An 18,245-nucleotide genomic window follows, 5' to 3' on the forward strand; every position below is an offset into this window, starting at 1 on the left:
ATGGCAACCGGAGAATTTCAACTGATGAAAGTGCCGGCCGAGCAGTTGACCGGCATTCTGCACGGTCAGGTTGTCGATCCCGGAGCTCATCCCACGAACGTCGTTCATCAGGGCGAGGGTTGGACCGTGGACGTGAGCTGGGAGGTCACCGGTGAGCTCGTCGACTGGCTGGCGGGCCGCTGGCAATTGGAGATCATCGCCGATCTGCTGGGGGGTGGCGAGACAAGGCATCCATCACCCCCGGTGGAGATGACCTTCACACCCGGCTCCGGCAGATATACCGCTTCCGTCCCCATGCGCGGCCAGCTCGTCCCCGGCACATATGACCTGGTGGTCAATCTCACCACGACGACGGCCGCCGGCACCGCGGGGGCGCTCGGCGGATTCGTCGTGATCAGCAAGATTATGGTCAAGGAATGAGGACCGCCGCCCCGGGCCGGCCGCCCGGGGCGGCGCGCTGCAAGCCCGTCGCAAGTGACGGCTCCTACGCTCCAGCCCTGGCGGTCACGGGGCAATGCGGCCGCCGGACTGTATCTGACGCCGCTGGAGGCTCTCTTTACTCGTGAGCATTCCTCGAGGCGACGGGACCACAACGGGAGAACCCATGTCCGACACTCCGATGACCGCGGACGACGTGCTGCGCATCGCGGCCTACAAGGACCGGAGCGCGGCGCTGGAAGCCATGGTCATCGCCTACAGCTACCATCGCGTGGCCGCCGACCTCGCCACCCGGCTGGGCCGGGAGGCGAACAACTGGTACTGCTACGCCACCTGGACGTCCAAGGCCGTCGGCGAGAGCCTCGACCTCGGCCCGGACTCCCCGTTCATCGAGGACTTCGGCCGCCGCCTGCGGGTGCCGCAGCGCTTCAAGCGGGTGTTCAGGGCCGCGTTGCTCACGCTGCTCGGGCCCAGCTACCAGCTCGGGCTGGCGCTGGCCAACCGCGCCATCTTCCTGGAGACCGCCAGCCTGGCGGTCAACCTGTGGAACGACAGCCCTGACCGCTTCCTCCGGGTGAGCCCGGAGTCCGACCTGACGCCGACGCCGCCGGAGTTCCTGACCAACCTGCTGTCGCCGGCCGACGCGCGCTATCTGAAGGACGCCGCCCAGCTCATGGTCGAGGCCGCCGCGGCCGACGACCCCGAGGTGCGGGCCGAGCTGATGCTGGGCGCGAACATCGCGCTGTCGGCGTACGAGCAGGCTCGCGCGCAGGCTGCGCTCGAGCTGGTGCTCTACCGGCCGGTCCGGTGGCTGACCCGGGTGTCCTGGCGGTCGCTGCGCTCGCTGGTCACCCGCAGGCGCTTCGCCCGCTTCCGCCTCTACGCCGCCGCGCACGCGGACCAGCCGTGGCTGACCCGCAAGCTGGAGGACCTGTGGTCCTCGCTCTACACCCGCCACCTGTTCGCCGTGCGGACGCCGCTCAGCGACATCAAGGTCGGCCGGCCGCTGACGCCGCCGGCGGGCGTGGACATGGCGAAGGCGTGGGCGCCGATCCAGAACGAGAAGGTACGCAAGCTCGCCGAGGAGTTCATCACCGAGGACCAGGAGGCCTCCACGGCCGGGGTGACCGACTGGGTGTCCTACCGGGACCGGATGCGGTTCATCGTCAGCTATTTCCGGGTCTACCAGCGGGTGGACGCGCTCTACCGGGTGCCGTTCGACCAGCAGGTCGCCGAAGGGCTCGCCGAGGAGATGCGCCGGGGGTTCGTCCCCGACGCCATCAGCGGCATGTTCGGCAGCAGGCCGGGGCTGCGCGAGCGGCGCACGAGGTTCTACGCCTATCCCGCGGAGACCGACCCGGACGCCCACGAGATGGCGCACTTCGACTTCGAGCCGTTCCTGGAGGCGATCCAGCTTGACCCGGCCACGAAGTAGATCAGTCCAGGAAGTCGCGCGTGATCTCGCGGGCCTGGAGAAGCCCGCGTAGCTTCGCGAAACAGCGGGCTCGGGTGGGCCCGATGCTCCCGACCGGCCTGCCCAGCCTGCGCGCCACGTCCACGTAGTGCGGCTCGGAGGTTTCCGTGAGCGCCCTGAACAGGACCCGCTGCGCTGCCGGCAGCTTCTCGACCAGCTCCTCCAGCGTGCCGGCCAGCCAGATCCTGGCAAGTTCCCTGTCCACGTCGTCCGTGCTGCCCAGCGAGTCGAGGTCCGGTGTGCAGATCTCCTTCGTCCGCCTGGTGAGCTTCAGGCACTCGCGGAAGGCGATCGTGGCCAGCCAGCCCGCCATGCGCTGGCCGTCCTCCACGCTGCGCAGGTTCTGCCAGGCCAGCAGCCAGGTCGTCTGGAGCACGTCCTGGGCGTCCTCGTGGCTGAGCCGGAAGCGGCGGATGCGGGCCCTGAGCATCGGGCTGAACTCCTCGACCAGCCGCTCCCACGCCATGGCGTCGCCGTCCTGCGCGGCGGACACCAGGGCGGCGGTGTCAGGGCGTTCGATGGTCTCCAACTGCATGTCGTTCTCCCCGCCGGCCCGGGCACTCGGGGGGTCATTTCCGGCCGGCTCCCTCACGGTGCGCCCAGTGATCCGAAAAGGCTGTCTCGAACGTGACAGTCCAGGTGTGTTCCGCATCACATTTCGGAGATCGGTAACCACAGGCTGTCGGCCCGCGGAATGCGGCCTAGAGTTCTTGCATGAACGCTCGCAGCGGGCTTCCACACGACGTCGAGCCGGTCGCCGCCGTGCTGGCGGAGATCCCGTTGTTCCGCGTACTCGGAGAGAGCGGCATCCAGAGCACGGCACGGGCCGGGCTGGCGCGCAGATACCGGTCCGGGCAGATCATCTTCCACCAGGGGGACCCGGGAGAGTCGCTGTACGTGCTGCTGGACGGGCTGGTGAAGGTGGTGTTCACCACCGAGCACGGCGACGAGATCGTCCTCAACATGCTGGGCCGCGGCGACACCTTCGGCGAGATGGCACTGCTCGACGGCTCGCCCCGCTCGGCCTCCATCGTGACCGTGCGGCCCGCCTGGGTGTTCGTGCTGCCCAGGGCGCGGCTGCTGGAGCTGATGCGGGAGCACCCGGGGCTGGCCGACGAGTTCCTGCGCCTGCTCGGCCGGATGGTGCGCAGGCTCACCGACCAGGCGGCCGACCTGGCCTTCCTCGATCTCGGGGGCCGCCTGGCCAAGCTGCTGCTGCAGCTGGCCGACAAGCACGGCCAGGACGCCGGGGTGGTGGACCTGCCGGGGCTGACCCAGTCCGACCTCGCCGCGCTGATCGGCGCGTCGCGGCCGGCGGTCAACCGGGCGCTGCAGTCACTCGTGGCGAGGAACCTCATCGCCGTCAAAGGCCGAACGATCACGCTGCTGGATGTCGCCGCCCTCCGGAAACGGGGCGGCCTCTGAACGAACTGGAGAGTACGGGGTAGATGAACGTTCATGACGAGCGCTGGCCGGAGGAGAGGTTCCGGCAGCTGCGGCAGCAGGCCGACCCGGACATCGACAAGGTGGTGGCCGAGTACCTCCAGGCGCAGCCCGCGGGGACGGGCGCGCTGGAGCTGGTCAAGGCCGTGGTCGCCGAGCTGGCGGCGGCCAAGCGGGAGGCCAGGGCCCCCTCGGGCGAGCCGCCGGCCTCCGAGATCTTCGACGCGCTCGACTTCGTGAGGGACCTGCCGGAGTGGGGGGACGACCGGGAGCTGCTGGCCCGGGGGCAGGCCGTCTTCGCCGACCACGGGCTGTACCAGTCGGCCGCGCTGTTCTTCGCCTGCCTGCCGATGGCGTACGCGGAGATGTCCAGCGCCAAGGTGCTGGGCGGCGTCTCCAAGCTGGCCACGCACAGCCTCACCCGCCGGGTGGCGGAGACCGGGCAGATGCTGGTGGACGTGATGGGGCTGAAGGCCGCCGACAGCCTGCAGCCGGGCCGTCCCGGGCACACGACGGCGATCGGGCTGCGGATCCTGCACTCGTTCGTGCGCGCCCTGGTCGACGAGAAGTACGCCGACCGCTGGGACACCGAGCGGTACGGCCCGCCGGTCAACCAGGAGCTGCTGCTGGCCACGCTCTTCGACTTCTCCGTGGTGACGTGGGAGGCGATGGAGACCATGGGCGTGCTGCTGAGCGACGAGGAGCGCACCGCCAACCTCTACACCTGGAGCGTCTTCGGCCACCTCATGGGCATCGAGGTCTGCCGCGACGGCCCCCTCACGCTCGACGACGTCGAGCCGATCAGCGCGCGCCTGGGCCGCCTGCTCGAGCCCAGCGACGAGGGCCGCCGCCTGATGGCCATGCTGCTGCAGGAGATGGAGGCCTTCATGCCGCTGGGCTGGCGCAAGATGCCGCGCAGCCTGGTGCACTGGATCTTCCGGCACGCCGAGCACGGCGCCGACCGGGTGCCCGAGCTGCTCGGAGTGCCGAAGCCGGCCTGGTGGTTCACCGCGATCTTCGCGGCGGCGCGTTCCGCCCACCGGCATTCGTGGCTGGCCGGGCCGGTGGACGGTGTGGTTCGCTGGCTGGTACGCAAGGCCGGGCGGCACATCGTGGTCGCCCTGATCGACCGCCACTCCGACGGGCAGGCGGCGTTCAGGATCCCCGGGGAGCTGGCCCACGCGTGGCGGATCAAGCAGTCGAACCCCGCGGTGAAGACCCGCGAGATCCGCCGCACAGTCCGCAGCAAGCTACGAGCGCCCGCGCGGGCGCTGAAAGGGCCGCGCCAGTGACTGCCCCCCAAGAGCCCCCGCACGAGCCGGGCACGCTCACCACGGCGACCATCCTGTTCACCGACGTGGTGAGCTCCACCGCCCTGCGGATCAGACTCGGCGAGGAGCGGGCCAACGTCGTCTTCCGCCGCCTCTACCAGCTCCTGCGCTCGGTGGTGACGGCCAGCGGCTCGTCGTTCACCAAGAGCCTGGGCGACGGGCTGATGGCCGTGTTCGACTCCGCCACGGCCGGGCTGGACGCGATCATCGCGGTGCAGCAGGCGGTGGCCGACGAGAACGAGCGCGCCCTGGAGAAGATCTCCATCAGGGCCGCGCTGGCGGCCGGCGACGTGTGCTGGGGGCACGACGACGTGAGCGGGCTGCCCACGGTGGAGGCGGCCCGCCTGGTGGCGGTGGCCGAGGGCGGGCAGGTGCTCTGCACCGATCTGGTGCGGCGGCTGGCGCAGGGGCGCAGCAGGCACGAGTTCAAGGACCTCGGGCGGCTGCCGGGCAAGGGGCTGCGCGAGCCGCTGCACACGTACGAGCTGCACTGGCAGAGCGCCGACCACCACCTCGCCGGCGGGCTGGCGCCGTGGCTGGACGACGGCCCGCTGCTGCCGTTCGTGGGCAGGCAGGAGGAGCTGCGGGCGCTGGACCAGGAGCTGGCGGCGGCCGAGTTCGGCAGCGGGCTGGTGATCCTGGAGGGCGAGTCCGGGGTGGGCAAGACCCGGCTGGCCTCCGAGGTGGCCCGGCGGGCGCTCAAGCGGCAGTTCACGGTGCTGGCGGGGCGGTGCACGGATCCGGCGCGGCAGGCGTACGAGCCGATCGCCGGCGCCGTGGAGCGGCTGGCCCGCACCTCGCCCGCGCTGCTGCTGCGGGCCGGGGTGGACCAGCAGTGCGGCCAGCTCGTACGCCTGGCGCCGTCGCTGGCCGCGCCGCCGCTGTCGCTGGAGGTGCCGCCGGCCACCGAACCGGTGTCCGAGCGCTACCACCTGATGGCCGCGGCCCGCACGCTGATCGAGCGCCTGGCCACCGTGCGGCCCGTGCTGCTGGTCGTCGACGACCTGCAGTGGGCCACGCTGGAGTCGCTGCAGATGCTCAACGCGCTCATGTGGGACGCCGACGCGCTGCCGCTGCTCGTCCTGGCCCTGTCGCGTCCCGTGCCGGTCGAGTCGGCCATGCCGGAGCTGCACAAGCTCACCGCCGACGGCCGGGTCATCCAGGTGCCGTCGTTCGGGCTGGACGAGGTCTCGCACGCGCTGGCGGAGGCGCGCGCGAGCGGCGACCCCCAGCTGCTGCACCGGATCACGGGCGGCAACGCGTTCCTGATCAGCGAGGTGATCAGGGAGCTGGCCGCGGGCAAGGACCTCGACTCGCTGGCCGTGCCCGACTCGGTCACCCGGATGGTCATGGCCCGCCTGGCCCAGCTCCACCCCGACGCCAGAGACCTGGTCAGCCTGCTGGCCGTCGGCGAGCGGATGGACTCCGCCGCGCTGCGGCGCGGCCTCGGCCACGAGCAGGGCCTCGACGAGGCCCGGTTCGTGGCCGCGGTGGAGGAGGCGATGGGCGCGGGCCTGGTGACCATGCTGGACGACGGGTCCTGCCAGTTCTCCCACGAGCTCACCAGGAACGCCCTCTACGGCATGCTCTCCGCGCCGCGCGCCGCGCTGCTGCACGGGCGGGTGGCCGACGCGCTGTGCGAGACGGACCCGAAGGCGATGGAGTCGCGGCCGTACGTCGTGGCCACCCACCTGCTGGCCGCCGCCGAGCACGGCCGCGACCCGGTCCGGGTGAGCGCGGCGGCCGACGCGGCGGTGCACGCGGCCCAGCACGCGCTGGCCGGGCTGGCCCACCGCGAGGCCGTCACCTGGTACCAGCGGGTGCTCGACCTGCTGCGCGACCACCCCCACAGCACGCTGGAGCGGCGCGCCGAGCTGCTGGTGGAGTGCGGCCGGGCGATGTGGCTGGCCGGGCACCCGGAGGCCCGGCGGACCCTGCTGGACGCCGCCGACCTGGCCCGGGAGTGCGAGCGGCACGACCTGATCGTCACCGCGGCGCTCGGCGGCGACCGCGGCAGCATCTCGGTGACGCCCGACCTTGAGCGCATCGCGCTGCTGACCGAGGCGCGCAGGGTGGTCGACTCCACCGACGTCAGCACCCGGGCGCTGCTGGCCGCCCAGCTAGCCTCGGAGCTCATCTGGGCGCCCGACGGGGAGCGGCGCTTCGCGCTGAGCGACGAGGCGGTGGCGCTGGCCCGCAAGTCCGGCGACCCCCGCACGCTGGCCGGCGTGCTGGGCATGCGCAGCCTGACCATCGTCCCCGCCGACCCGCTGCACCAGCGACACCGCGACGGCGACGAGATGCTGGAGGCGGCCCGCCGCACGGGCGACGACCTGGTGCTGTTCCACGCGTACGTGCAGCGCACTCCCCCGGTGCTGGACAGCGGCGACGCCACCAGGGCCGCCATGCTGCTCGACCAGGCCGACGAGCTGGCCCGCCGGCTCGGGCAGCCGCACCTCAACTGGCTGATCGGCTACTCCAAGGCCGGGCTGACCCTCATGCAGGGCGACCTGGCGCAGGCCGAGGCGGAGGCGGAGGCGGCCCTGCGGCTGGGCTCGGAGATCGGCCGCCGCCTGGAGGCCGTGGCCATCTACGCCGAGCAGATCGCCGAGATCCGGCGCCTGCAGGGGCGGCTGTGGGAGCTGCGCGACCGGCTGCGCCGCGCCGGTCAGGCTCCCCGCGTGGACCCGGTGCACGCGGTGCTGCGCTATCTGTGCGAGCTGGCCGACGAGGAGGCCGCTCCCCTGCTCGACCGCATCCTGGCGTACGGGGGCGCCGCGCCGCCGCGCAACATGGCGCACCGGTCCGCCCTCGACAACCTCGCCCTGGCCGCCGCGCGGCTGGGGCGGGCCGAGCTGGCCGGGCGGTTGTACGACTCGTTGTCCACCGGCGGGGAGACCTTCGGCCACGGCGCCGTGGCCCACCACTGCGGGCACCACTACCTGGCCCACCTGTGCGTGGCGATGGGCGACCGGGGACGGGCCGCGGAGCACTTTGAGGCCGCGGCCGAGGTGCACGAGCGGCGCGCGGTGCCGCTCATGCTCGCCGAGTCCCTGCTCGACTGGGCCGACCTGCTGGACGCGGGCGGCGTCGGCGGGCCCAAGCCGGCGGATCTGCGCGAGTGGTGCCGGTCATTGCTGGCCGGTCGGGGAGCGCTGCTGCTGGACCGGCGGCTGCCTGCTTAGCCTGGCAGGGCACCGGGCGACCCGGCTCGGCCTCGGCGCGGCCGCGCTGCGTCACCCACCGGCCGCGCTGCCCGGACACGGCGCGGCCCGGTGGGTGACGTCAGTGGGCGGGGCGCAGGCTCAGGGTCTGGCCCGCCTCGATGGCCTCGCGCACGCTCCTGGCCAGCGTCTCCCGCAGCGCCTCGCCGCGGGTCTCGAGGTCGCGCAGGCCGTCGGTGTCGTCGGTGTGCGCCAGCAGCGCCCGGTACTTCTCGTTGTTGCCCAGCGCCTCCTGCGCCCGCAGCGCGGCGTCGGCCTCCTGGACGCGGCGGGCGTACCCCTCCAGCCCCTCAACCCTGGCCGTCACGCCCGCCACGGAGCGGCGCAGGGCCTCCTGCTGCGGCTCCAGCACGGCCATCAGCTCGGCGGTCACGACGCCCCGCATGGCGCGGGCCTGCTCCTGCTGCAGGTGCGTCTGGACCCGCAGCAGCAGCGCGATCTCCCAGATCTGCCGGGGCAGCAGCACCTCGTTGGCCAGCCCGTCCAGCAGGCGTTTCTGCATGACCTGCGAGGTGTAGACGGACATGACGGCCGTCCTGGCGCGTTCCAGCAGGGCCCGGGCGGGCGGGGAGAGCTCGGGCACCAGCACGAACCGGTCCCTGCTCGGCCGGCTCGAACCGCGCAGCCTCGGGATGAAGGAGTCGATGACGGCCAGGCGCTCCTGCTCGGTCAGGTCCGGGTCCGCGACGAAGTCCACCGTACGCCTGACGTGGTCGCGCTCGTGGGCGAGCAGGTGCCGCTCGGCGGTGACCAGGTCCCGGCGGCGGAACACGTCGTGCGCGACCACGAACGCGCACAGGCCGACCGGGACGAGCAGCAGGGCGAACAGGATGCCCGAGAGCCCCGCCGTCCCGTACAGGACGAGGCCGGCCAGCAGGACCGCCGCGCAGATCGCGACCGATAAGAACGCGTAGGCACGGACCTTGGCCACACCGTCCCCCTCTGAGCGAGTCCCGAAGTGCCCGAGAGTTCACAATAGCCCGGAGAGGCGGGAAGATCACGGGTCAGCGGAGGTAGGAAGCTCCGTTCAGATCGAGCACGGCACCGCTGGCCCATTCGGCGGCCGGCGAGGCCAGGTACACGACGGCCGCGGCGATCTCCTCCGGCCGCGCCACCCGGCCGAACGGGCTCTGCGCGCGGATCGCGTCGCCGCGCGGGGCCTTGAGGTGCTCGTTCGTCATGTCCGTCTCGACGAAGCCCGGCGCCACGCTGGCCACCGCGACGCCGCGCGGGGCCAGGGCGATGGCCAGCGACTGGCCCAGCGCGTTCAGCGCCGCCTTGCTCGCGCCGTAGGCCGGGCTGTCGGGCTCGCCGCGGAAGGCGCCGCGCGAGGTGACGTTGATGACGCGGCCGCCGGCGGGCATGTGGCGCAGGGCGCACCAGGTGGCGTTGGCCGGGCCCACCAGGTTGACGTCGAGCGTGCGGCGCCAGGCGTCCTGCCACTCCTCGTACGACGTCTCGGCGATGGGGTGGTGCAGGAACACGCCCGCGTTGTTCACCAGGACGTCGATCGCCCCGCCGAGCGCCCCGGCCGCCGCGTCCACCATGCTCCTGACGTCCGCGGGGTCGGCCAGGTCGGCCTGGACGACGGCGTGTCCCTCACCCGGCAGCTCGCCGAGCAGGCTCTCGGCCTCCTTGGCGGAGTCGCGGTGATGGATCGCGACCCGGTCCCCCTGCGCGGCGAAGGCCGCCGCTATCGCCCGTCCGATGCCTCTCGACGCGCCGGTGACAAGAACTCCACGTCCGCTCATCCACCGCACCCTAGGGGATCGGCTCCGCCCGGGTCCCGGTGGGGTGCCCCCGCTCGATCAGCAGCGCGGCGGCCAGGGCCACGTGGTCCTCCCAGGGGCGGGCGACGACCTGGACCGCGCCGGGCCGGCCGCCGGCCGTGCCCGACGGGACGACGACCACGGGGGCGCCCGTAAGGCTCCAGGGCAGGGTCCAGACGTAGTCGGACTCGGTCGATTCGCGCCAGGGCGGTGGAGGCGACGGGGCGGCCGGGGTGATGAGCAGGTCCAGGTGGGCGGTGGCGGCGAGCATACGCCTGCGGAAGCGGTCCCAGTCCCACAGCAGCCATGCGTGCTCCGCGCCCGACAGCCCGGCCCGTCCCCAGTGGCGGCGGGTCAGCTCCAGCGCCTCTTCGCGGACGTCCGGCACCGGCTCCTCCACGACCACGGCCCCCGCCTCGGCCAGCACCTCCACCGCCGCCCGCACCGGATCCTCCGCCCGATCCGGCCCCACCCGCGCGAGGTTCCCCGCTTCATTCCCGACCCGCACGAGGTCCCCCGCCCCCGTCCTCATCCGCGCGAGGTCCCCCGCCTCCTTCACCTCCCGCATGAGGTCGCCCGCCTCCTTCCGCGCCGCCGCCCGTCCCGCCGTCTCTCCCTCCACCGCCCGTCCTGACGTCGCCCCCTCCACCGCCTGTCCCGGCGCCATCCGTCCGCGCCCTTCCCGTTCCACCGGCCAGGCCTCCGGCACAGCGCCTCCCGCGTCCGGCCGCTCCGCCGCCATGGGCCCGGCCTGCTCGGCTCCCACCGGCCTCTCGGGAGCGGAGCGGTCGGCTCGCGGCGCCGTCCGCTCTGCGGGCGGGCCGGACGGGGCGGGCGCGTGGCCGGGGTCGGACGGTGAGCGACCGGGGGCGGGCAGGCGCACAGGCGGCGGGGACCAGTCGGAGGCCGGGGTCATGACGCCCACGCGGAGCCCGGCCAGGGACACCGTGTCCGGGTCGCCCAAGGGGACGGGGGCGACGCCGGCGTCCAGGCCGTCCGGGCCGGCGATCACCGCGAGCGCGAGGGCCAGGTCGCGGACGCAGGTGGCCAGCGGGCCGATGGCGGTCCTGCCGTCCTCCAGGGCGCCGCAGCGCGGGAAGTGGCCCGTCAGGGGCACCCGTCCGAAGGTCGGCTTGAGCCCCGCGATCCCGCACCACGCGGCGGGCAGGCGTACGCTGCCGCCCGAGTCGCTGCCCAGCCCCAGCGGCACGGCTCCGGCCGCCACCAGGGCCGCCGTGCCGGACGAGGAGCCGCCGGGCGCGCGGCTGGGGTCGAGCGGGTTCCTGGTGGGACCGTACACGGCGTTGTCCGCCATGGCCGCGCTGATCGCCACCACGATCGCCCCCGCCTCCCGGAGCCGGGCGACCGCCGTGGCGTCGGCGGCCGGGCGCCGTCCGGGGTTGCCGCGCGAGGTGCCCGTGGCCCCCGTGACGGGCCAGCCGGCCACGTCGATCCAGTCCTTGACCGTGATCGGCACGCCCTCCAGGAGCCGGCCCGCGCCCGCACGCAACCGCCGGTCGGCCCGGGCCGCCTCGGTCAGGCTCCGCCCGGGGTCGATCGCGGCCACCGCGCCGATCCGGGCGTGCAGGCCCTCCAGCCGCTCCAGCACGTCCCGGACCGTCTCGGTGACGGTGGTCTCGCCGGTCTTGTGGCGGTGGACGAGATCGAGGACGTTCCGGCTCATCGGCCCTCCTCTGGGTCCGGCAGCCCTCGTCACCCTACGATGGTCGACGCCCTCGCTACCAGGAGCCGACCTTGACCGAGTTCCCCGCCGGCCTGACCGCGGAAGTGGCGCGGGCGTACGAGCTGGGCGAGCCGCTCCGACCCCCGGTGTACGCGGCTCGCGGCGAGCTGGGCCGGGTCTGGCGGCTCGACACCGACCGCGGCTCGTGGGCGGTCAAGGAGTCGCTCGTACCCGTCGAGGAGGGCGACGTGCGGGCGGACCACGCGTACCAGCTGGCCGCCGCGGACGCGGGCATCCGGCTGCCACGGCCGCGGCTGACCTCGGCCGGGGCGGTGCTGTTCGGGGTGTGCCGGGTCTACGAGTGGGTGGATCTGGTGGACGGCGAGATGGTCACGGCGGCGGAGCTGGGTGCTGTGACGGCGCGGTTGCACCGGCTCGGACATCCGCCCGGCGGTCCGGCGATCCCGTGGTTCTCCGAGCCGATCGGCCGGGACCGGTGGGAGGCGCTGGCAGAGGCCGACACGGGGGCGGGCACAGCGGCAGGCACAGCGGCGGGCACAGCGGCGGGCACAGGGGCGGGCGGGGCGTGGGGGCCCGCGCTGGCGCGGCTGCTGCCCGAGCTGGTCGCGCTCGACGCCCTGGTGGTGCCGCCCGATCCCGGGTCCCTCGCCACGTGCCACCGCGACGTCAACGTGGAGAACGTACGGCGGGCGCGCGACGGCGGTGTGGTGGTGCTGGACTGGGAGAACTGCGGCACGGGCCAGCCGGCGTACGAGCTGGCCTCGATCCTGACCGACCTCTCGCTCCAGGGCGCAGTGGTGGCCTACCGGGCTTACCGGGCCGAGGGCGGGCCCGGGGTGATCGCGGAGCGGGCCGATTTCTCGATGGCCATCGCCGTGCAGGGGCACCTGCTGGAGTTCTACGCCCGGCGGGCGCTGTCGCCGCTGGAGTCGGCGGAGAACCGGTCCCGGGCCCGGGCCCGGCTCGGCACGATGCTCGACCAGCCGCTGACACTCGCCCGGATCGACGCCCTACGCTCCGCCTGCTCGGGCGGTTGAGGCGGGGCTCGCGGGCCGAGACCGGCGGACTGGCCGGGCAGGGCGGCGGGCCGGGCAGGGCGGCGGGCCGGGCAGGGCGGCGGGCCGGGCAGGGCGGGTTATGAGGGCCACCAGGGGCTGCGTTCGCGGATGGCGGCCTGGGCGCGGGAGACGAGGCCCGGGTAGCGCTTGCCGGGATACCACGGCATCGTGGCGATCCGGTCGAAGCCGGGGATGGTCTCCATGTGCTGGACCATGCGCCGGCGCGTGGCGGTGTCGGGGAGCGGGCCGCGCATGGCGGCGACGTTCTCGGCCACGTGGGCGGGGTTCGAGGTGGCGGGCAGGGCGCAGGTGACGGCGGGGTTGGAGATCACCCATTTCAGGAAATATTGCGACCAGGTGCTGATGCCCAGTTCTCTGGCGAAGCCGGGCAGCGGGCGGCCCGCCACGATCTGGTGCAGGCGCGCCTTCTCCAGCGGCATGTTCACGAGCACCGCCGTGCCGTTCGCCGCCGCCGCCGGGATGAGCCGCTCCTCGGCCGCGCGGGTGTGGATCGAGTAGTGCACCTGTACGAAGTCCGGCGCGGCCCGCTCGACCCAGCTCTCCACCAGCGGGAAGTACGCGGGCTCGTGGTGGGTCACGCCGAGGTGCCGGATGCGGCCCTCCTTCTTCCACGCGTGCAGGAGGGGGACGATCACGTCCACGTTGACCAGGCTGTGGCACTGCATCAGGTCCACCGGCCGGTCGAGTGACATGCGCTCGACCGTACGCCGCCGGCTGGCCTCGGCATGGCTGTCGTCCCAGAGATGCTCGCCGGTCGACCAGATCTTGCCGGCCAGGAACATGCGGTCGCCGATGCGCAGGTCGGCGGCGACCTCGCCCAGGTTCACCTCCGACCTGCCGTACAGCGGCGAGCAGTCGAACACCCTGCCGCCCGCCCGCCAGTGCCGCCTGACCACCTCCCGGACGCGCTGCCGGTCGGAGAGGGTGTCGAAGGTCATGAACGTGCCGAGCCCGATCGCGGGCAGCCGCTCGTTCGTGCCGGGCACCGTACGGGTGATCAGGTCGTCGTCCGGCTCGGCCACGGCGGCGCCCGCCGTCCCCACCGGGAGCGCGCCGAGCCCGCCCGCCTGCATCAGCTGCCGCCGCGTGGGCGTCCACGAGAGATTGTTCTGCATATCGGGATGGTTGCTCGGGAAACGCCCGGAAGGCCAAGTCCGGTTCGGACCGGTGGCATACCGCGCGGGTATCCGGGGGCGGGCCTCGCAGGTGGGGGTCCGGAATCCGGTACGTGATCAAGGTCAACCGGATGGGGGTATGGAACGTCCCAATACTCCCGTCCCCTAACTGGAGTCACGCCATGGGATACCCGCCCCAGCCGCAAGGGCCGTACGGCCGGCCGCACCAGCCACAGCCCTACGGCCCCGGCGGGCACCCGCACCATTCCGCGCCCCACCCCGGCGCACAACGCTCCGCACCCCCATACCCGGCACAGCATCCCGCGCCCCAGCACGGGGCACAGCGTCCCGCGCCCCAGCACGGGGCACAGCGTCCCGCGCCCCAGCACGGGGCACAGCATCCCGGGCCGCCGCACGGCCCTGCGCGCCAGCCCGTGCCACCAGGTCGCGCACCTCAGCACGGTCCACAGGGCCCCGCGCCCCGGCACGCTCCACACGCTCCTCCGCCGACGCAGCACACCGCCCAGAGCCCCTGGCCCACGCAGCGCATGCCGCCGCCGCACGATCCCTGGCCCACCCAGCCCATGCCACCGATCCCGTGGTCCGCGCAGGGCATGCCGCAGAGCCCATGGCCCACCCAGCCCATGCCGCAGGACCCGTGGCGCACCCAGCCCATGACCCAGGGCCCTCCGTCTGTCCAGGGCATGCGGCAGGGGGCGGCGGCCCAGCAGGGTCCGCAGGGACACCAGTCGCCCCCGCCCCAAGCGTGGTCGTCCCGGGAGAACCTCGGGCTGATCGTCCTGCTCGCGGTCGGCCTTCCCCTGATCCTCCTGGGCGGTGGCGCGGCGGTGGTCATGGTCCTGACGGACACCGGCCAGGGCACGGTGGCCACCGAGGCCGGGGCGCCGAACATGGTCATGCCGTCCCGCGAGCCCGTGCCGAACCAGCAGCCGGCGGAAGGCGTGGCCAGCGAGCCGCCCGGCGGCCTGGCGGGTCAGCCCACCGACGCGGCCGGGCAGCCCACCGGCGCGGCCGGGCAGCCTACAGGCGTGGGCGGGTAGCCGACCGGACGTGGGCAAGTAGCCGACCAGTCGTGGGCGAGTGGCCGACCAGTCGTGGGCGAGTGGCCGACCAGCGGGGGCGGGTAGCCGGCTCCCGGCCGGCGGGGGCCGCAGGCGGGGGCGGGGCAGCGCCGTCCAACGGCGGGGTGGCGCCGTCCAACAGCGGGGGTGGCGCCGTCCAACGGCGGGGTGGGGCGGCAGGATGGGGCAGGCGGTGACCCTGGCCGGGTTCCCGGTCGCGTTGAGCGCCGGGATCGCCGGGCAGGAGGGCGAACGGACGCTCTCCTGACGCCCGGCGACATACCTTTCCTGTATGCCGGTTGATCTGCGCATGATGCGCTACGTGATCGCGGTGGCGGAGGCGGGCAGCTTCGAGGCCGTGGCCGAGCGACTGCACATGACCCAGCCGCCGCTCAGCCGCCAGATCCGCGACCTGGAGCGCGAGCTGGGCGTCAACCTCTTCCACCGGCGGCCCACCCGGCTCACCGAGGCGGGCCGGGTGTTCGTGGAGGCGGCGCGGGAGGTGCTGGCGGGGGCGGAGCAGGCCGTCGAGCGGACCCGGCGGGCGGCCGGGGTCGATCACGGGGCGGCCCGGGTCGGGTACACGGTGACGACGGCGTTCGACGAGATGCCGAAGGTGTTCGCGGCGATGCGCGCCCGCCATCCCGGGATCCGGGTCGAGGCCCGCGAGGCGTGGGACGCCGAGCTGACCGGCGCCGCGGCGGACGGCGAGCTGGACGTGCTGCTGGGCAGGCATCTGGCCGTGCCGGCGGAGTGGTTGTCGGCGGTGCTGCGCTCGGAGGAGTTCGTCGTGGTCGTGGGGGCCGGTCACCGGCTGGCGGGGCGGGCCGGGGTGAGCCTGCGCGACTTGCGCGGGGAGACGTTGCGCTTCTTCCCGCGCCGCTTCGCGCCCCTCTACTACGACCGGGTGCTGGCGGGGCTGCGGAGTACGGGCGAGGAGTTCGACGTCTGGGAGAACCCGCTGCCGGGCCTGCGCAACCTCAACGTCAGCCTGAGCGACAGCGGGTACATGCTGCTGCCCCGCTCCCTGTGCGGCCAGCTCCCCGGCGGGATCGCCTGCCTGCGGCTCAAGGACCGGCTGCCGCCGATCGAGCTGCGGGTGTCCTGGCAGCGCAACCCCTCCCCCGCCGTGATGACCCTGGTCAGGACGGCGCGCAGGGTCGCCAGGCGGGAAGGCTGGCTCACCGCCGCACCGGGAACCGCTCGGGAGCAGCCCTGACGAACCCACGAGGCCCCGGCCGGGAGCGGCCCTGACGGATCTCAGCGGCCGCGCAGGATGAGGCGGGTCAGCCGGCGCGGGCGCTTGCGCCGGAACGCCGCCCGCTCGTTGACCTGCGGGTACGCCACCTCCGGCACCGGCACCCCGAGGAACGCGCACAGCGGCTCCCACCCGTCCCCCGGCTCGAACACCAGCAGCCGCTCGACCGGGATCGCCGCCCGCACCTCGGCGACGTGCCGTTGGAAGACGTCGATGACGTGGTCGCGGTCGTCGATGCGGCCGTCGAAGACCGGGTCGATGAAGGTCGCCCTGGCCATGCGCGGGTAGAGGGCGAAGTCCGGGGCCCGCCGCGCCACCAGCCAGCGGATCAGCCGGCGGTGCGGCGGCAACCCGCGCCGCTGCTCCAGCGCGCTGCGGAAGATGGTCTCGCTGACGCTGTCGTACCAGCGCCCGGGGTCGCGGACGGTGAGGATGACCTTGGCGTCGGGATAGTGCGCGGCCAGCTCCCGCCAGTACGCCGAGGCGGGCCAGTCGAGCGCGGACCCGAATCCGGCGAACAGCGCGTCCCAGTCCCGGGAGCCCCCTTCGCCGACGTCAAGCCACTGCCGCACCCGGTACGGCTCGGCGATGACCGACGACATGTGGTAGCAGGGCCCGAAGCCCAGCTGTTCGAGCGCGGCCTTGAGCGATCTCGTACCCGTGCGGCCGAATCCGGCGCCGATGACCTTCACGTCATGCCCGTCTCTGATCCGTCTCTGATGTGAATCCCGTTATATGACGGCAAATCGCAATCGGGAACGGCCACTAACACGCAGAGGAGCCGACCATGCTCTTCCCGACCCCTCTTCTCGACGCGCTGCGCGCAACCCCGGCGAGCCCGGCCTTCGAGCACGGCGACAGGACCGTCTCGCGCGGCGAGTTGCTGGAGCTGATCCGGCGGCTGGCGGGCGCCCTGCGCGACGCCGGCCTGGGCCCCGGCCGGGCGGTCGCCGTCCGTACGGAGGTCACGGCGGAGGCGTTCGCCGCGCACATGGCCGCGCACACGCTGGGCTGCCGCGTCGTCGGCATCCGGCCCGGGTACCCGCCGGCCCAGCTCGACCACGTGCTCGGCATGGGCGTGGACGCCGTGCTCGTGGACCCGGCGACGGCCACGCCGCGGCTGCTGGGCGCGGGCACGCCGCTCTCGCTCGGTCCCGTGAGCGGCGCGGCCGACCTGCTGGCCCACCCGGACGGCGGCCGGCCGCTCACCGTGACCGCCCGGCCCGGCGACGTGGCCGCCCTGACCTTCACCAGCGGCAGCACCGGGCGGCCCAAGGGCTGCGCGATCACGTACGGGGCGCTGGGCGAGCACTGGACGTGGCAGCCGCGCGTGTGGTCGCCGGTCGCGACCGCCCTCGCCCGGGGCTTCGAGCGCTACCTGCTGTTCGGCACGCTGGCGAGCATGGTGGTGCTGGAGTTCCTGGCGCCGTGCCTGCTGGGCGGGGGCACCGCGGTGATCCCGGAGGACGACGGGCGGCCGCTGTTCCCGTACGCGATCGAGCGCTACCGGATCACCGGGACGATCATCACCGTGCCCCGGCTGTTCCAGCTCCTGGAGCTGGCGGACACGGCCGACCTGTCCAGCCTGCGGGCGCTGATGGTGTCGGGCTCGCCGATCGGCCCGCGGCGGCTGGCGGCGGCGGCCGCGCGGCTCGGCCCGGTCGTCTACCAGGGGTACGGCCAGACCGAGGCGGGCAACATCGCCATGCTCACCCCCGAGCACATCGCCGCGGGCGTCGTGGCCCCGGTCGGCCGGCCGCATCCCGGGGTCGAGCTCAGCGTGCGCGACGAGGACGGCACCGAGCTGCCCGCCGGGCGGACGGGCGAGCTCCACGTGCGCAGCCCGTACGTCATGGCGGGTTACTGGGACGACGAGGAGGAGACCCGCGACACCCTGCGGGACGGCTGGCTGCGCACCCGCGACCTCGGCCACGTCGACGAGGACGGGTTCCTGCACCTGGAGGGCCGCACCCGGGACGTGGTCATGGTCAACGCGATGGTGGTGTACGCGGGCCCGATCGAGCGCGTGCTGACCGGCCACCCCGACGTCGACGAGGCGTACGTGGCCGGCACGCCGGACGAGGGCACCGGGGAGGCCGTGCACGCGTTCGTGGTGCCCGCGCCGGGCCGCGTCCCCGACCCCGCCGCCCTGTCCGCGCTGGTACGCGCCGAGCTGGGCGCGGACAGCGTGCCCAAGACGATCACGATGGTGCCCGGCGTCCCGGTCGCCACCAGCGGCAAGCCCGACAAGCGCGCCCTCCTCGCCCTGCACGGCGGCGGGGCGTTCTGAGCAATCTCTGAGAATTGCCCGCCAACACTGATGTTGT

At 73.7% G+C, this 18,245-nt stretch carries 15 protein-coding genes; 9 read left to right on the top strand and 6 right to left on the bottom strand.

All coding sequences use genetic code 11. The features are described from left to right. Together ACTWPW_RS24315 and ACTWPW_RS24320 are read left to right on the top strand one after the other, a co-directional pair. A complete protein-coding gene (locus tag ACTWPW_RS24315; RefSeq protein WP_375110087.1) occupies positions 1 to 420 on the top strand; it encodes a hypothetical protein in 420 nt (139 codons plus the stop codon). 184 nt (positions 421 to 604) lie between these two features. After that, positions 605 to 1,873: a flagellar basal body-associated FliL family protein gene (locus ACTWPW_RS24320; RefSeq protein ID WP_375110086.1), complete on the top strand. Its 1,269-nt coding sequence runs from the start codon at positions 605 to 607 to the stop codon at positions 1,871 to 1,873. Position 1,874: 1 nt separating this feature from the next. On the opposite strand, the gene ACTWPW_RS24325 is transcribed toward ACTWPW_RS24320, so the two are convergent. Then, positions 1,875 to 2,447 carry an RNA polymerase sigma factor gene (locus ACTWPW_RS24325; protein WP_364116436.1) on the bottom strand — a complete coding sequence of 191 codons (573 nt, stop codon included), beginning with the start codon at positions 2,445 to 2,447 and terminating at the stop codon, positions 1,875 to 1,877. Between the two features lie 179 nt (positions 2,448 to 2,626). On the opposite strand from ACTWPW_RS24325, the gene ACTWPW_RS24330 reads away from it, so the two are divergent. The 3 genes from ACTWPW_RS24330 to ACTWPW_RS24340 are packed head-to-tail and all read left to right on the top strand — an operon-like array spanning position 2,627 to position 7,871. Then, positions 2,627 to 3,337: a Crp/Fnr family transcriptional regulator gene (locus tag ACTWPW_RS24330; protein ID WP_364116435.1), complete on the top strand. Its 711-nt coding sequence runs from the start codon at positions 2,627 to 2,629 to the stop codon at positions 3,335 to 3,337. Positions 3,338 to 3,360: 23 nt separating this feature from the next. Next, positions 3,361 to 4,647, top strand: a complete 1,287-nt coding sequence (locus ACTWPW_RS24335) for an oxygenase MpaB family protein (RefSeq protein ID WP_443169980.1) — start codon at positions 3,361 to 3,363, stop codon at positions 4,645 to 4,647. Then, positions 4,644 to 7,871, top strand: coding sequence for an ATP-binding protein (locus ACTWPW_RS24340; protein WP_443169981.1), 3,228 nt, complete (start codon positions 4,644 to 4,646; stop codon positions 7,869 to 7,871). Before ACTWPW_RS24335 ends, ACTWPW_RS24340 begins: the two co-directional genes overlap by 4 nt. 100 nt (positions 7,872 to 7,971) lie before the next feature. Here the strand turns inward: ACTWPW_RS24340 and ACTWPW_RS24345 are convergent, their stop codons facing one another. From ACTWPW_RS24345 to ACTWPW_RS24355, 3 genes are all read right to left on the bottom strand, one after another. Continuing rightward, positions 7,972 to 8,841, bottom strand: coding sequence for a hypothetical protein (locus ACTWPW_RS24345; protein ID WP_443169982.1), 870 nt, complete (start codon positions 8,839 to 8,841; stop codon positions 7,972 to 7,974). A 73-nt stretch (positions 8,842 to 8,914) separates the two neighbouring features. Next, positions 8,915 to 9,661 (bottom strand): SDR family NAD(P)-dependent oxidoreductase, encoded by a 747-nt coding sequence (locus tag ACTWPW_RS24350; RefSeq protein WP_443169983.1) that lies wholly within the window; start codon positions 9,659 to 9,661, stop codon positions 8,915 to 8,917. Positions 9,662 to 9,671: 10 nt separating this feature from the next. Next, positions 9,672 to 11,363: an amidase family protein gene (locus ACTWPW_RS24355; protein WP_443169984.1), complete on the bottom strand. Its 1,692-nt coding sequence runs from the start codon at positions 11,361 to 11,363 to the stop codon at positions 9,672 to 9,674. Positions 11,364 to 11,434: 71 nt separating this feature from the next. Here ACTWPW_RS24355 and ACTWPW_RS24360 point away from each other — a divergent pair, with 71 nt between their 5' ends. Continuing rightward, positions 11,435 to 12,421, top strand: coding sequence for a phosphotransferase enzyme family protein (locus ACTWPW_RS24360; protein WP_375110080.1), 987 nt, complete (start codon positions 11,435 to 11,437; stop codon positions 12,419 to 12,421). A 98-nt stretch (positions 12,422 to 12,519) separates the two neighbouring features. On the opposite strand, the gene ACTWPW_RS24365 is transcribed toward ACTWPW_RS24360, so the two are convergent. Further along, positions 12,520 to 13,578, bottom strand: coding sequence for an aldo/keto reductase (locus ACTWPW_RS24365; RefSeq protein ID WP_375110079.1), 1,059 nt, complete (start codon positions 13,576 to 13,578; stop codon positions 12,520 to 12,522). Positions 13,579 to 14,162: 584 nt separating this feature from the next. On the opposite strand from ACTWPW_RS24365, the gene ACTWPW_RS24370 reads away from it, so the two are divergent. Beyond that, positions 14,163 to 14,639, top strand: a complete 477-nt coding sequence (locus ACTWPW_RS24370; protein ID WP_443169985.1) for a hypothetical protein — start codon at positions 14,163 to 14,165, stop codon at positions 14,637 to 14,639. 313 nt (positions 14,640 to 14,952) lie between these two features. Beyond that, positions 14,953 to 15,879, top strand: a complete 927-nt coding sequence (locus tag ACTWPW_RS24375; RefSeq protein ID WP_443169986.1) for a LysR substrate-binding domain-containing protein — start codon at positions 14,953 to 14,955, stop codon at positions 15,877 to 15,879. 41 nt (positions 15,880 to 15,920) lie between these two features. Here ACTWPW_RS24375 and ACTWPW_RS24380 read toward each other — a convergent pair whose 3' ends face one another. Next, positions 15,921 to 16,610 carry a sulfotransferase family protein gene (locus ACTWPW_RS24380; protein ID WP_443169987.1) on the bottom strand — a complete coding sequence of 230 codons (690 nt, stop codon included), beginning with the start codon at positions 16,608 to 16,610 and terminating at the stop codon, positions 15,921 to 15,923. A 95-nt stretch (positions 16,611 to 16,705) separates the two neighbouring features. On the opposite strand from ACTWPW_RS24380, the gene ACTWPW_RS24385 reads away from it, so the two are divergent. Beyond that, the gene (locus ACTWPW_RS24385; RefSeq protein WP_443169988.1) at positions 16,706 to 18,208 is read left to right on the top strand and encodes a class I adenylate-forming enzyme family protein; all 1,503 of its coding nucleotides are present in this window, start codon (positions 16,706 to 16,708) and stop codon (positions 18,206 to 18,208) included. The last annotated feature ends 37 nt before the right edge of the window (positions 18,209 to 18,245 follow it).

Source organism: Nonomuraea sp. KM90 (genome assembly GCF_052246675.1).
In the GTDB taxonomy this organism is placed as follows: domain Bacteria; phylum Actinomycetota; class Actinomycetes; order Streptosporangiales; family Streptosporangiaceae; genus Nonomuraea.